Annotated in this window: 13 protein-coding genes; 5 read left to right on the top strand and 8 right to left on the bottom strand. The window is 55.8% G+C overall.

The window, feature by feature from the left end:
• Window positions 1-14 precede the first annotated feature (14 nt).
• Window positions 15-3,104: a beta-galactosidase gene (locus tag PI91_RS07840; RefSeq protein WP_039265849.1), complete on the top strand. Its 3,090-nt coding sequence runs from the start codon at window positions 15-17 to the stop codon at window positions 3,102-3,104.
• A gap of 39 nt (window positions 3,105-3,143) precedes the next feature.
• Here the strand turns inward: PI91_RS07840 and PI91_RS07845 are convergent, their stop codons facing one another.
• A complete protein-coding gene (locus PI91_RS07845) occupies window positions 3,144-3,971 on the bottom strand; it encodes a nickel/cobalt efflux protein RcnA (protein ID WP_039265850.1) in 828 nt (275 codons plus the stop codon).
• A 132-nt stretch (window positions 3,972-4,103) separates the two neighbouring features.
• Here PI91_RS07845 and PI91_RS07850 point away from each other — a divergent pair, with 132 nt between their 5' ends.
• Window positions 4,104-4,376, top strand: coding sequence for a metal-sensing transcriptional repressor (locus PI91_RS07850; RefSeq protein WP_008499280.1), 273 nt, complete (start codon window positions 4,104-4,106; stop codon window positions 4,374-4,376).
• Here PI91_RS07850 and PI91_RS07855 read toward each other — a convergent pair.
• A complete protein-coding gene (locus tag PI91_RS07855) occupies window positions 4,369-5,934 on the bottom strand; it encodes an EAL domain-containing protein (RefSeq protein ID WP_039265851.1) in 1,566 nt (521 codons plus the stop codon). The genes PI91_RS07850 and PI91_RS07855 overlap by 8 nt on opposite strands.
• A 219-nt stretch (window positions 5,935-6,153) precedes the next feature.
• On the opposite strand from PI91_RS07855, the gene PI91_RS07860 reads away from it, so the two are divergent.
• The gene (locus PI91_RS07860) at window positions 6,154-6,414 is read left to right on the top strand and encodes a type B 50S ribosomal protein L31 (protein WP_006176933.1); all 261 of its coding nucleotides are present in this window, start codon (window positions 6,154-6,156) and stop codon (window positions 6,412-6,414) included.
• Window positions 6,415-6,416: 2 nt separating this feature from the next.
• Window positions 6,417-6,557 (top strand): type B 50S ribosomal protein L36, encoded by a 141-nt coding sequence (gene ykgO, locus PI91_RS07865; protein WP_003859006.1) that lies wholly within the window; start codon window positions 6,417-6,419, stop codon window positions 6,555-6,557.
• Here ykgO and PI91_RS07870 read toward each other — a convergent pair.
• On the bottom strand, window positions 6,554-7,264 hold the full coding sequence (locus PI91_RS07870) for a GNAT family N-acetyltransferase (RefSeq protein ID WP_039265853.1): 711 nt from the start codon (window positions 7,262-7,264) through the stop codon (window positions 6,554-6,556). The genes ykgO and PI91_RS07870 overlap by 4 nt on opposite strands.
• A 101-nt stretch (window positions 7,265-7,365) precedes the next feature.
• Between PI91_RS07870 and PI91_RS07875 the strand changes: the two genes are divergently transcribed.
• On the top strand, window positions 7,366-8,826 hold the full coding sequence (locus PI91_RS07875) for a PLP-dependent aminotransferase family protein (protein ID WP_039265854.1): 1,461 nt from the start codon (window positions 7,366-7,368) through the stop codon (window positions 8,824-8,826).
• Here the strand turns inward: PI91_RS07875 and PI91_RS07880 are convergent.
• The 5 genes from PI91_RS07880 to acrB all read right to left on the bottom strand — a co-directional run bounded on the left by PI91_RS07880 (window position 8,798) and on the right by acrB (window position 14,417).
• On the bottom strand, window positions 8,798-9,265 hold the full coding sequence (locus PI91_RS07880) for a YlaC family protein (RefSeq protein ID WP_008499285.1): 468 nt from the start codon (window positions 9,263-9,265) through the stop codon (window positions 8,798-8,800). The genes PI91_RS07875 and PI91_RS07880 overlap by 29 nt on opposite strands.
• Window positions 9,266-9,382: 117 nt before the next feature.
• Window positions 9,383-9,934, bottom strand: coding sequence for a maltose O-acetyltransferase (gene maa / locus PI91_RS07885; RefSeq protein WP_008499286.1), 552 nt, complete (start codon window positions 9,932-9,934; stop codon window positions 9,383-9,385).
• Window positions 9,935-10,140: 206 nt separating this feature from the next.
• Window positions 10,141-10,359 (bottom strand): HHA domain-containing protein, encoded by a 219-nt coding sequence (locus PI91_RS07890; protein WP_008499287.1) that lies wholly within the window; start codon window positions 10,357-10,359, stop codon window positions 10,141-10,143.
• A gap of 27 nt (window positions 10,360-10,386) precedes the next feature.
• Window positions 10,387-10,761 (bottom strand): Hha toxicity modulator TomB, encoded by a 375-nt coding sequence (gene tomB, locus PI91_RS07895; protein WP_008499288.1) that lies wholly within the window; start codon window positions 10,759-10,761, stop codon window positions 10,387-10,389.
• Between the two features lie 509 nt (window positions 10,762-11,270).
• The gene (gene acrB / locus PI91_RS07900; RefSeq protein WP_008499289.1) at window positions 11,271-14,417 is read right to left on the bottom strand and encodes a multidrug efflux RND transporter permease subunit AcrB; all 3,147 of its coding nucleotides are present in this window, start codon (window positions 14,415-14,417) and stop codon (window positions 11,271-11,273) included.
• Window positions 14,418-14,432: the final 15 nt, after the last annotated feature.

Here is a 14,432-nt window from a genome sequence, read left to right on the forward strand (position 1 = left end):
GCAAAGAGGTTACTATGTCCAACACATCCTCGCTGACCCTCAGCGACATCCTGGCCCGTCGGGACTGGGAAAACCCCGGCGTTACCCAGTGGAACCGCCTGCCCGCACACGCGCCGTTGCACAGCTGGCGTAATGAATCTTCCGCCAGAGATGACGCTGGATCTATCAGCAGGCGCTCTCTTAACGGGATGTGGCGATTTAGCTATTTTTCTTCACCCGAGCAGGTTCCTGAGGCATGGGTCAGCGAAGATTGCGCGGATGCCGTCGCGATGCCCGTGCCGTCGAACTGGCAGATGCAGGGGTTCGACACGCCTATCTACACTAATGTCACCTATCCCATCCCCGTTAACCCACCTTTTGTGCCGCAGGAAAACCCGACAGGTTGTTACTCGCTCACATTTGACGTGGATGACGCCTGGCTTCAGCGCGGGCAAACCCGAATTATTTTTGACGGCGTGAACTCGGCATTCCATCTGTGGTGCAACGGGCAGTGGATAGGCTATTCCCAGGACAGTCGATTGCCCGCCGAGTTTGACCTCTCGGCGGCATTACGCCCCGGGCAGAACCGCCTGGCGGTCATGGTCTTGCGCTGGTGCGACGGCAGCTATCTGGAAGATCAGGACATGTGGCGCATGAGCGGCATTTTCCGCGATGTCTCCCTGCTGCATAAGCCGGAGACGCACATTGCGGATTATCACGTGGTCACCGATCTGAATGCGGAGCTGGACCGCGCGGTGTTGAACGTTGAGGTCGCGCTGGCAGGCGCAGACTACACGGAATGCGAGGTGGCGATCACGCTGTGGCGCAACGGCGAGCGGTGTGGCAGTACCACCCAACGGCCCGGATCTGCCATTGTGGACGAGCGCGGCAACTGGGCCGAGCGGTTAACGGCGGCGATCCCGGTTACAGCCCCCGCGTTATGGAGCGCAGAAACCCCGGAACTCTATCGTCTGACGATCGCGCTTTTGGATGCGCAGGGCAACGTGCTGGAGACGGAGGCCTGCGATGTCGGCTTCCGCCGGATTGAAATCAGCAACGGCCTGCTGAAGCTCAACGGTAAACCGCTGCTGATCCGTGGGGTTAACCGGCACGAGCATCACCCGGAAAACGGCCAGGTGATGGACGAAGCGACGATGCGCCGCGATATCGAGATCATGAAGCAGCACAACTTCAACGCCGTTCGCTGCTCGCACTACCCGAACCATCCGCTGTGGTACCGGCTTTGCGATCGCTACGGACTGTACGTCGTTGACGAGGCCAATATCGAAACCCACGGCATGGTGCCGATGAGCCGCCTTGCTGACGATCCGCGCTGGCTGCCCGCCATGAGCGAGCGCGTGACCCGCATGGTGCAGCGCGATCGTCATCATCCCTCAATTATCATCTGGTCGCTGGGCAATGAGTCCGGCCACGGCGCAAACCACGACGCACTCTACCGCTGGGTGAAATCCACGGATCCGACGCGTCCGGTGCAGTATGAAGGCGGCGGCGCGAACACGGCGGCGACCGATATTGTCTGTCCGATGTATGCCCGGGTCGATCAGGATCAACCCTTCCCGGCGGTGCCTAAATGGTCAATCAAGAAATGGATCGGCATGCCGGATGAAACGCGTCCGCTGATCCTCTGCGAATACGCCCACGCGATGGGTAACAGCTTCGGCGGATTCGCGAAATACTGGCAGGCGTTTCGCAGCCATCCTCGCCTGCAGGGGGGATTTGTCTGGGACTGGGTCGATCAGGCATTAACGAAGAAAGACGAAAATGGCAACGCGTTCTGGGCGTACGGCGGGGACTTTGGCGATAAGCCAAACGATCGACAGTTCTGCCTCAACGGCCTGGTCTTCCCCGATCGCACGCCGCACCCGGCGCTGTTCGAGGCGCAGCGCGCGCAGCAGTTCTTCACCTTTACGCGGGTCAGCACCTCTCCGCTGGTGATTGAGGTGCAAAGCGGGTACCTGTTCCGCCATACCGATAACGAAGTGCTGAGCTGGACGGTTGCCCGGGATGGGAAGGTACTGGCTTCGGGCGAGGTGACGCTGGCGGTAGCCCCTGAAGGCGTTCAGCGTCTGGAGATCGCTCTGCCGGAATTGAAAGCCGAGCCGGGGGAAGTCTGGCTGAATGTTGAAGTGCGCCAGCCGCGGGCAACGCCGTGGTCACCGGCTGACCATCGCTGCGCGTGGGAACAGTGGCTACTTCCGTCTCCGCTGTTTGTCGCACCGCCAGCCTCTGCGGGCGAGCCGCCGGTTTTAACGCAAAACGACCGCATCCTGGCGATCGCGCATGGTCAACAGCGCTGGCAATTCGATCGCGCAACCGGAAACCTGGCTCAATGGTGGCGAAATGGCGTGGAAACGCTGATGTCGCCTCTGACGGATAACGTCAGCCGTGCGCCGCTGGACAATGATATTGGGGTGAGTGAAGCGACGAAGATCGATTCGAATGCCTGGGTTGAGCGCTGGAAAGCGGCGGGCATGTACGATCTTACCCCGCGCGTGCTGCACTGTGAGGCCGAGCAGCACGCAGACGAGGTGGTGGTCACAACCCAGCACGTGCTTGAGTATCGCGGCAACGCGCTGTTTCTGAGCCGTAAAACCTGGCGGGTGGACGATCGGGGAGTTCTGCACGGCGATATTCAGGTGGATATTGCGTCTGATCTCCCGGAACCCGCGCGCGTTGGCCTGAGCGTTCATCTCGCCGAAACGCCGGAAAACGTGTCCTGGCTGGGGCTGGGGCCGCATGAAAACTATCCGGACAGAACGCTGGCGGCACAGCAGGGGTGCTGGACATTACCCCTGGCGGAGATGCATACGCCGTATATCTTCCCGACGGAAAATGGTTTGCGCTGTGATACGCGGGAGCTGGCGCTGGGAACGCATCAGCTGAACGGCCGGTTCCATTTCTCGGTGAGCCGCTACGGCCAGCAGCAGCTGCGGGAGACAACCCATCACCATCTGCTGCGCGAAGAGCCGGGATGCTGGCTCAATCTCGATGCGTTCCATATGGGCGTGGGCGGCGACGACTCCTGGAGCCCCAGCGTCTCGCCGGAATTCCTCCTGCAGACACGCCAGCTTCGCTATACCTTCAGCTGGCAGCAGAACCCTTAACTGACCCTGGAGATGCGGCCACAGAGTGTGGCCGCAGGCTTACGCCAGAATGCCGCTCAGGCCATGCAGGCTCATATAAATCCCTACCACGGTAATCAGCGCAGCGGAGATCCACGGTGCTTTACGGGAGAATTCGCTAAACCCGGGCCAGCGTTTGGTCGCGTGCTTGAGGCTCAAGGCGGCAATCGCGCCGGAAGCGACAAGCGTTAACGCCAGACCAATGCTAAAGCTGAACACCAGCGTTGCGCCGAGGGCGAAATGCTTCAGCTGCAGGCAGATCAGCAGAACGGTAATGGACGCCGGGCAGGGGATAAGCCCGCCGGTCAGGCCAAACATCACGATCTGTCCGGTGGTGACGTTTTGGCCGCTGAAGCGCCGGTTAATATCCTGCGCATGCGCGCGCTGGTGGGCGTCCTGCCACTCTTCTTCAACCAGCGGGTGTTCGTGGTGGTGATGTTCATGATGATGGTCATGGTCATGGTCATGGTGATGGTGATGATCATGGTCGTGATGATGATCGTGTGGCTGGCTCTCTTTCCAGGTTCGCCACGCCATCCACAGGGCGATCGCAACGATCAATACCCCTGAGATCAGCTGGAACCAGGGTTCAGACGTATGCGCATCCCATCCCCGACCAAACCATAAACCCGCCATGGCGATAATCCAGACTACTGCCGTATGCGAAAGCGTAGCGGCCAGGCCGAGCAGGACCGCCTGTTTCAGCGTGCCGCGGATAGCCACGATAAAGGCGGCCATCATGGTTTTTGAGTGACCCGGCTCCAGGCCATGTAGTGCACCGAGCAGGATAGCGCTGGGAACAAACAGCCAGGCATTACCCTGCTGCAGGAGTGAGGCGAAATCGTTCATTGAAATTTCCGGAATGGAAGCGTGCGCAAATAGTACTCCCCCCCAGTAGCTTAATACTACCCCCCAGTAGAAAAATACTCAGGGGGAGTAGAGCGTGATATGCTCTAAAAGCCAAAACTGAGGGAGACAGAGATGTCACATACCGTTCGCGACAAGAAGATGTTACTGACTCGCCTGAAGAAAATTCAGGGGCAGAGCACCGCGCTCGAAAAAATGCTCAACAGCGAACACGAATGCGCCGAGGTGTTACAGCAGCTGGCGGCGATCCGTGGAGCGGTCAACGGCATGATGATGCAGGTGATTGAAGGGCACCTTACCGATCACGTGGTGAAAGAGCCCGAAGAGGCGCAGCGTGAAGCCGATCTTGGCGTGGTGCTGCAGGTGATGAAATCCTACCTTAAGTAGCGTGCGTGCCGAGGTTATTCTCTGCCCAAAGAATAAATTCCGTCTTTGGTAGCGCTTTGCTGTAGTACCAGCCCTGTCCGTACTGCACGCCGTGCTGGTGCAGCCAGGCGAGCTGCCCGGCGGTCTCGACGCCCTCCGCCACCATCGCCAGCTTCAGCGACTTCGCCATTTCAATAATGTGCGGCGTCACGTTTTTATACTCCAGCGCATCCACGAACGATTTATCAATTTTTAGCGTGTCGACATCCAGATCCTGCAGATAGCTCAGGCTGGAATAGCCGGTACCAAAATCATCAATATAGACAGGGTGCCCCGAACGGCGGAATGCGGAGATAGCCGGCGCGCTGATTTTGGGATCGGCAAAGCCGCGCTCGGTGACCTCAAGGGCGATTTGGCCTGGGTGGACCTTCCATTTGTTCAGCAAGTGACTCAGCAGCGGCGGCAGCGTGCCGGAGGTCAAATCGGCGGGCGCGAGGTTGATGGAGATATGCTGATCGGGGTGAAGATGCAGCCAGCTGCCCATATCCTCGAACACCTTTTCGATAACGAGCTGCGTCAGCTGGGAGATAAGCCCGGTTTGCTCAGCAAGAGGGATAAAAATATCAGGTGAGAGGCTGCTTCCGTCCGGCTGCGGCCAGCGCGTCAGCGCCTCTGCGCCGACAATTTTTCCGCTACAGAGCGCCACGATGGGCTGATAGTGAACCACAAAATCGCGGCTGTTAATGGCGTCGAGCAGGCGGTTGCGCGGCGACTGGATGCGACGCAGTATTCGCAGGACAAAGAGCGCGGCAAGCAGGCTTATCAGGATGCCGAAGGGCAGCCACAAAAGCAGCTGCCGGTGCCAGGTTTCAGCCAGCGGTTTGAGCGTAGCCCATGCAACGACGGTAAACCCCAGTTCAGGAACGGGCTTCATAACGTACATTGAACCGTCGTACTGTATGCTGGTCATCTCCTGACCCATGATCGTGTCACGGATATGCGGATCGAGCGTATTGCTGCTGGCAAAGATGCGGCGTGTGGTATTTCCTACCAGGGCAGCATCAATCGCTATCTCGCCGAAGGGGATCACATCCACAAGCGAGGCCGGATCGACCAGGACAAGGTAATGACCTTGCCCCAGTACGGCCATGTAGCGATGAAACCCCAGATCGTTTTGCGTGGTCAGCCATGCGCTGTAACCATCTTCGGTAACGCGCATCGGCGGGGGGAAAGGGGCGGCATGGCTGGTTTGTTCAAGAGAGGAGCAGAGTGGCCTGAGGTTGTCGATATAAATCACTTCCTGCACATATCGCCACGAGAAAGCGACCCGTCGCATCTCCCTTAACTGCAGGGGGCTGCACGGCACGCCCTCAAAGGCCTGCAGATGATTGAGCGCTTCCTTCGCCTGATCCACGACCTTGTCGGTACGTATCAGCACGCGTGAGGCATAGTTATCCAGCGCATCGACAAATTTATCTTCCGCCTGACGATGAGCCAGCCAGATGCTCAGGCAAATGGGGACCAGCACGGAAAAGATAAGTATGCCAGTCACCAGAATGACCAGATGTCGGGTTTTCATGCTGTCGTTTCCTTCCTCGTATACCCGTTCCTGAGCACTGAGTTCCCTGCCTGAAGAGAAAGATTTTACCGCGAAATGATATAGTTATAGCACGTGGGTGGCGTGGTTTTCATTTTATCTCAGGTAAACCAGAAAATATCGTCAGAAGGAAGGGGTTGTTTTTTTAACTTGGCCTGGATATTATTTTGTTATGTTATAACAAAACACAAAGGATTTACGATGAAACCAAACATCCATCCAGCGTATCGCACCGTGGTATTCCACGACACCAGCGCGAATGAATACTTCAAAGTGGGTTCAACCATTAAGACCGACCGCGAAATTGAACTCGACGGTGAAACGTATCCATACATCACCATCGAGGTTTCTTCAAAATCGCACCCGTTTTATACCGGTAAGCAGAAAACGTTCTCCACGGACGGCAGCGCAGCGCGCTTCCGCAAGCGTTTTGGCGGTTTTCTCAATGCGAAGCGGGGCTAACCATGCAGGTACTTAACTCATTGCGCAGTGCAAAACAGCGTCACCCGGATTGCCAGATAGTCAAACGCAAGGGACGCCTGTACGTGATTTGCAAATCCAATCCGCGCTTTAAGGCGGTGCAGGGCCGTAAAAAAAGACGCTAAACGCGCGTTTCTCGCCAGCTTTCCAGGGATCTTTTCTGTTTGCCATCGGCAGTAAAATTGTCGGTGGCAAGCCAGCTTTCAAAGGCATTTGCCAGCGCCGGCCACTCTTTGTCGAGAATCGAAAACCAGTCGGTATCCCGGTTATGACCTTTTATGACCAGCGCCTGACGAAAACGCCCCTCAAACTGAAAACCCAGACGCAGTGCCGCTTTGCGGGAAGGCTCGTTCAAACTATTGCACTTCCACTCATAACGCCGGTAGCCCAGGGTATCGAACACATATCGCATCAGCAGATATTGCGCCTCTGTTGACATGGGCGTGCGGCTTAAAAGAGGCGAGAAGTGAACGTGCCCCACCTCCACGACCCCGTTTTTAGGATCGATCCGCATCAGGGACAGCGTTCCAACGGGGGACTGAGTCCGGTTATCCATCACGGTAAAGTGGATGGGATCGGATAACTCACTTACGCTCGCCACCCATTCGGCAAACTCCTCTGCGGTGGTATCGGGTTCACGCAGTAGCCACGTCCAGCTGCGGGTATCTTCGGCCAGGGAATAGGCGGAAAACAGCGCGTTGGCATGCTCCACGCGCAGCGGTTCAAGCCGACAATAGCGTCCCTGAAGCACGACCCGGGACGGGTGCTGACGAGGCTGCCAGTCGCTAAGCGCTTCGCCTACGGGCTGTCCGAACTGATTGAATGTCTTCATCTTAATTTCCGTGACGTTGAAAAGAGTTCCAGACTAGTGAATTGCTGGTTCCTTAAAAAGAACCACTGCGCTATGTTTTGATGGTGCCACGAGGAGGCGAGATGAATATACCGGGTGATGAATTTTATACCTTGCTCAATGCTGCCCTGCAAAAACGTGGGAAAGAGACGCGCCAACGCGCGCTTTATCTTGCGTTACGGGAGGCCATACTGTGCGGAAGGCTACTGTCCGGCAGCCAGCTTCCCGGTTCGCGAACGCTGGCTCAGCAGCTCTCCCTTTCCCGCAATACCATCAATGCGGCGCTGGACCAGCTCACGCTGGAAGGGTATTTGCAGCGTAACCGCCAGGGAACGCGGGTGGCACAGCTCGCTCACCGCTCTGTCGCCCGGACATTGCCGGACCCTGCCATCAGGCTCGCCCGGCGGGTCGGCCTGCTGCCAGCGCCCGTGCCCCGGGACACGCCGGTGCTGGCGTTTACCCCGGGAACCCCGGCTATCAACTATTTTCCGCTACCGCTGTGGCGGCGATTGTACGATCGCGTGATGCGCGAGGAGGGAAGTGCCCTGCTAGGGTATGGCGACCCGGCCGGTGAACCGTCGCTGCGGGCAGCGATTGCCCGACACCTCGCCCTGTCCCGCGGTATCGACTGCGACGCCAGCCAGATAGTGATAACGGAAGGGGCGCTTGAGGGGGTTAACCTGTGCACCATGCTGTTAAGTGAGCCTGGCGATGTCGCGTGGGTGGAAAACCCCGGCTATAGCGGGGCAAAGAGCGCGTTTGTTAAAACAGGCCTGACCATGACGGGAATCCCTGTTGATGACGAGGGAATGTGCTGGGAAGGACGGGATGCGCCTGCTCCCTCGCTGATTTTTACCTCGCCTTCGCACCAGTTCCCCTACGGAAGCGTGCTCAGTGCCCGGCGACGTCTGGCGCTGCTGGAACTGGCCCGGCAGCAGAACGCGTGGATCATTGAAGACGATTACGACAGCGAATTCCGTTATGCCGGTGAGCCTGTTCCGGCGATGCTGGGGATGGTCAACAACGCGCCCGTGGTTTATCTGGGAACGTTCAGTAAAACGCTGTTTCCGTCGCTCAGAATGGGGTTCATGGTCTTGCCGCCAGCGCTGGCGAAAGCGGCTCGCCCGGCCATCGGCTCGCTGTTGCGGGGCGGGCATCGTGCCGAACAGCGTACGCTGGCGCTGTTCATTGAAGAAGGCCACTATGCCCGTCATCTTGCCGCCATGCGTCGGCTCTATCGTAAGCGATACCGCCAGCTGCGGGAGGTGCTGGGGGCAGAGCTTCACACGCCGCACCGTATACTGGCCGGTGAAGGCGGGATGCATCTGACGCTGGCGATAGACGATATTGACGACCAGACGCTGGTGGCGCAGGCGAGGGCGTTTCAGCTGGCACCCGCTGCACTGAGCGGGTATTACCTGGAGGCGAAGCAGGGGCAAACCGGTCTGGTTTTAGGTTACGGCAACACCTCTGCTTCGCAGTTTGCGCCGGGGATCCGGCGTCTGCAGGCGTTAATTACGCAGCAGCAGGGCGCGAAAGGGTAAAGACATCATAGAAAGAGAGCTGGCCTTTGGTGGAGACCATTTTCTGCAGCTTCTCTTTTTGCGCTGTTTCAACGGCCGGAGAGTGCATGATGCTGTCGATCAGCTCCGTGGGCACGAAACGTGTGTTATACCATTCACCGTTGTAGCAGACCCGGAAATCGAGAACGTCGATATCTTCGTAACGGTAGCGCGGATTCACGTCGAAAAAGAAAAAGGCGTTAAAGACCACAAACAGCACAACCAGCAGCCAGACGGAGTCCACCAGCGTTTCGGACTTCAGCATCACAATCAGCGTCGCCAGCCAGGCGGCATACATGGCGACAAACAGTCCAGGATGTTTGCGAATAAAGCTAATGCTAAAGCGCGGGCGATTGTCGCGCTTTTCGCGGAGGTTAAGATCGTCGATGGTGGCGGTAAGCAGGCGCTGTATCTCGGTCATTTTTTGCCTTCATAAGAGTTGACAATACAGGGTGTCTGCCAATTTTAGGGGAGCCATCGGGTTGAAAAAAGTAACAGTCAGGCGCTAAAAGACCATAACAGTTGGCTCCCCGCGCCCTTATAAAGTTTTGATGATTTTTGCCGGATTGCCGCCCACGACGACGTTAGCCGGGACGTCTTTTGTCACCACGGCGCCGGAGGCCACCACCACATTATCACCGATCGTGACGCCAGGGTTAATGACCGCCCGGCCACCAATCCAGACATTATTCCCAATGTTGACCGGTTTCCCAAACTCCACGCCGCTGTTCCGTTCCTCTGCATCCAGCGGGTGGGTGGCCGTATAAATGTGCACACCCGGCGCGAGCATACAGTTATCGCCGATGCGAACAGGGCAGACATCCAGCATCACGCAGTCGAAGTTCGCGTAAAAGTTTTTGCCAAGATAAATATTGTATCCGTAGTCGCAGCGGAAGCTCGGTTCTATATAAGCGCCTTCGCTTTGCCCCAGAAGTTCCGCCAGGATATTCTGGCGTTCTGTCTTTTCATCGGGCGCGGTGTGGTTATAGCGGTAAACCAGATGGCGGGCCCGCAGTCGGTCGGCCCGTAACGTCTCATCGCCGGGGCGATAATGTTCACCGGCAATCATCTTCTGTTTTTCTACGCTCATAGGAAACCTCTCTGGAAATGATTACCGCAGGGTAATCGGAACAGGTTGAGAGGGGAACGTTCCCGAAAAGCCGATGTGACTGTCGTCACAACATTGTTGCTGATGAACACGTTTTACACGGAGACCTGGCCTGGGCACAGGGAACATAACGGGATAGGTAAAAAACTCAGAACGTGGCGTAGAACTCTACAGACACCCTTCAAAGATTAACGGACAAATTTCCATACAGAAGTAGGGATTTTGTCATACAACTTATTCATGGTCAGCTCAGCAAGACGATGGTCAGCGGCTGAATAAAATACGGCCAGTTCATTATCAGAAAGCTCGTATTTATTCTTTTCAATCACGCGTTCGAGGGTGTCAATTGACTGACAACGTCGTAAGCGCATCAAATAATCGATTTTAGTGAGTGGTTTATCAGACATAAATTCACCTTAGTAATTGTAATAATTTTAACAGGAAAGGCTAACCGGGTTAGCTCTGCTCACGTTGACGAAACAGCGGAATAGCCGGTTTCCCGATTTACGCCATTTTTGCAAATCCTGGGCGTTAATGCCGTAACTACTGAACAACATAAAGGTGTCGTCCAGGTATTCATCAATTTGCTCAATGAGCTTATTATCTTCATTGTACTTAATTTTATAATTAAGTGCGAAGGTTGCGATATGCTCTATCAGCTCATTCAACTGTAAATTGATGGCAGACGTTGGGTCGTTTACCCAGCCATGGTTGCTTTCATCAAGGTTGGCAAGGCAGTCATGGTACAAGGATTCGCAGAGAAATTTCAACTGCGCGATATCATGCCTTTTTGGCGAGTACTCGTCCATAGCGCATCCCCTTCTGAGTGATTTCTTACTCACCGAACATCATTGTCGGGATGGATACAACTGACTTAGCTACATGAGTGCTGTGTTCCTGATAACCTAACTATAAGCCACTCCTTCCTGGATTTCATCGCGCTATTACGAAAAATTACAAATAAAACCGTAGACTGCGAGCATGTACGCAATGTTCCACCCTGGACACCCCTTTTTTATCCAAATTAACGCGCTGTTTTATCGCTTCCTTACGTTTCATTGGCTTAGCAAAAATGGCGAGAAAAGTTCAGATTCGAACTTCACGTTGTCAGAACTTCTTATTAGGAATATTCCTAATAGCTTAAGCGAGGAAATGAAATTAAAAAAATCCTGAATTCACCGATTAAGTTATCAGTTAATTATGATATGTCTAATTAAGATGGCAGAAAATAAATTGAATCACAATAAGCGTAATTTATGATTTTTTCTGAAAATGAAAAAGGCCGCTAATGCGGCCTTTTTATCATGTGAAACCGGTATCAGTGAGGTTCTACCGAATGCGCGTGTTCAACATCTTCATTCTTACGGCTGAAGCGGCGGCGAACCACCACGAAGAACACCGGTACGAAGAAGATAGCGAGTACGGTTGCGGTGATCATACCCCCCATAACGCCCGTACCGACCGCGTTCTGCGCACCGGAGCCCGCACCGGAGCTGATAACCAGCGGCAGTACGCCGAGGATAAACGCCAGTGACGTCATCAGGATTGGGCGCAGACGCATACGAACAGCCTCAAGCGTCGCCTCAATAAGACCTTTGCCTTCTTTCTCCATCAGATCTTTGGCGAATTCAACGATAAGTATCGCGTTCTTCGCCGACAAGCCAATGGTTGTCAGCAGGCCTACCTGGAAGTACACGTCGTTGGTCAGTCCGCGGAACGTTGCCGCAAGCAGCGCACCGATAACCCCGAGCGGTACCACCAGCATAACGGAGAACGGAATTGACCAGCTCTCGTACAGCGCTGCCAGACACAGGAAGACGACGATCAGTGAAATCGCGTACAGGGCAGGGGCCTGGTTACCGGACAGACGTTCCTGATAGGACATCCCGGTCCAGTCGTAGCCAACACCCGAAGGCAGTTTGCTCGCCAGCTCTTCCATCAGGTTCATGGCTTCACCGGTGCTTCGGCCCGGCGCAGCCTGACCCAGGATCTCCATTGATGGCAGACCGTTATAGCGTTCCAGACGCGGCGAACCGTATTCCCAGCGTGACGTTGAGAATGCCGAGAACGGTACCATCTGACCATTGCTGCCGCGCACGAACCAGCTGTTGATATCGTTTGGCAACATACGGTACTGCGCCTCGGACATCACGTACACTTTCTTCACGCGACCGCGGTCGATGAAGTCGTTAACGTAGCTACCGCCCCAGGCGGCGCCCAGCGTGGTATTGATGTCACTGATGGACACGCCCAGCGCCTGAGCTTTCTCCTGGTCGATGTCGATTTTGTACTGCGGCGTATCTTCCAGGCCGTTTGGACGCACGCCGACCAGCAGGTCAGGGTGCTTAGCCACTTCGCCAAACAGCTGGTTACGCGCCTGCGTCAGTTTTTCGTGACCCAGACCGCCCTGGTCAATCAGCTGGAAGTCGAAGCCGGTCGCGGTACCCAGTTCAACAATCGCCGGCAGGTTGAAGGCGAACACCATCGCATCTTTAATCTGCGAGAAGGTGCCCATCGCACGGCCGGTAATGGCTTCAACCTTGTTCTCTTTGCCCGGACGTTCAGACCAGTCTTTCAGAGAAACGAAGGCGATACCGGTGTTCTGACCACGACCCGCAAAGCCAAAGCCGTTAACCGCAAACACGGATTCAACGTTGTCTTTCTCTTTGGTGAGGTAGTAGTCCGTCACTTCGTCCAGCACTTTCTGGGTACGCTCTTGCGACGCACCCGCAGGAAGCTGTGCCATCGTCAGGAACACGCCCTGGTCTTCATCCGGCAGGAACGAGCTTGGCAGACGAACGAACAGAATCGCCATCCCCGCCACGATGATGATATAGAGCAGCAGGTAACGACCGGTGCTGCGCAGGATGTTGCCCACGCTGTCGGTGTAGTGATGCGTGCTCTTATCAAACATGCGGTTAAACCAGCCGAAGAACCCTTTATGCTCGCCATGACCGCCTTTCTGAATCGGCTTCAGCATGGTGGCACACAGCGCAGGCGTCAGGATCAATGCGACCAGTACCGACAGCGCCATCGCGGAAACGATGGTGATCGAGAACTGACGGTAAATCGCACCGGTAGAGCCGCCGAAGAAGGCCATCGGGATAAATACCGCAGACAGTACCATCGCGATACCAACCAGCGCGCCCTGGATCTGGCCCATTGATTTACGGGTCGCTTCCTTCGGCGGCAGACCTTCTTCCGCCATCACGCGCTCGACGTTCTCTACCACGACGATGGCGTCATCCACCAGCAGGCCGATGGCAAGCACCATCCCGAACATCGTCAGGGTGTTTATCGAGAAGCCAAAGGCCGCGAGGATAGCAAAGGTCCCTAGCAGAACGACCGGAACGGCGATGGTTGGGATCAGCGTCGCGCGGAAGTTTTGCAGGAACAGATACATGACCAGGAACACCAGGATGATCGCTTCTGCCAGCGTTTTAACCACTTCGTGAATCGAAATTTTAACGAATGGCGTGGTGTCGTACGGATAAACGATCTTCAGGCCTGACGGGAAGTACGGTTCCATTTTCTTCAGTTCTGCACGAATCGCCGTGGCGGTATCCAGGGCGTTCGCGCCTGTCGCCAGTTTGATACCCAGACCAGAAGCCGGTTTACCGTTGAACTTCGCGATGATGTCGTAGTTCTCACCGCCCAGCTCGACTTTCGCCACGTCGCGCAGGCGAACCTGCGAGCCGTCCTGATTCACTTTCAGCAGAATTTTGCTGAACTCATCCGCGGAGGTCAGACGGGTTTGCGCGATGATCGAGGCGTTAAGCTGCTGGCCCTTCACCGGCGGCGTACCGCCTAGCTGACCGGCTGCCACCTGGGCGTTCTGCGCTTTAATGGCGTTAATCACGTCAACCGGCGTCAGCTGGAAGTTGTTCAGCTTGTTCGGATCCATCCAGATACGCATTGCGTACTGAGAACCGAACAGCTGCACGTCACCCACACCGGACGTACGGCTGATGGCGTCCTTCATGTTGGCGCCCACGTAGTCGGAAATATCCTCCTGCGTCATGGTGCCGTTGGTGTTGATAACGCCGACAACCATCAGGAAGCTACTGGACGATTTCTCGACGCTCACGCCCTGCTGTTGTACTTCCTGCGGCAGCAGCGGCATCGCCAGCTGCAGTTTGTTCTGCACCTGAACCTGCGCAATGTCAGCATCCGTACCTGACTCGAAGGTCAGGGTGATCTGAACTGTACCGGTAGAGTCACTGTTTGAGGACATGTACATCAGGTTATCGATACCGTTCATGTTCTGTTCGATAACCTGAGTGACGGTGTCCTGCACCGTTTTTGCATCAGCCCCTGGGTAGGTCGCGGAAATCGTCACCGCCGGTGGCGCAATCGTTGGATATTGCGCGACAGGCAGCTTCAGGATCGCAAGTCCCCCGGCCAGCATGATGATAATGGCGATCACCCACGCAAATATGGGGCGATCGATAAAGAAATTAGGCATGTCTTAACGGCTCCT

Source organism: Enterobacter sp. FB (genome assembly GCF_000805795.1).
GTDB lineage: Bacteria > Pseudomonadota > Gammaproteobacteria > Enterobacterales > Enterobacteriaceae > Enterobacter > Enterobacter roggenkampii.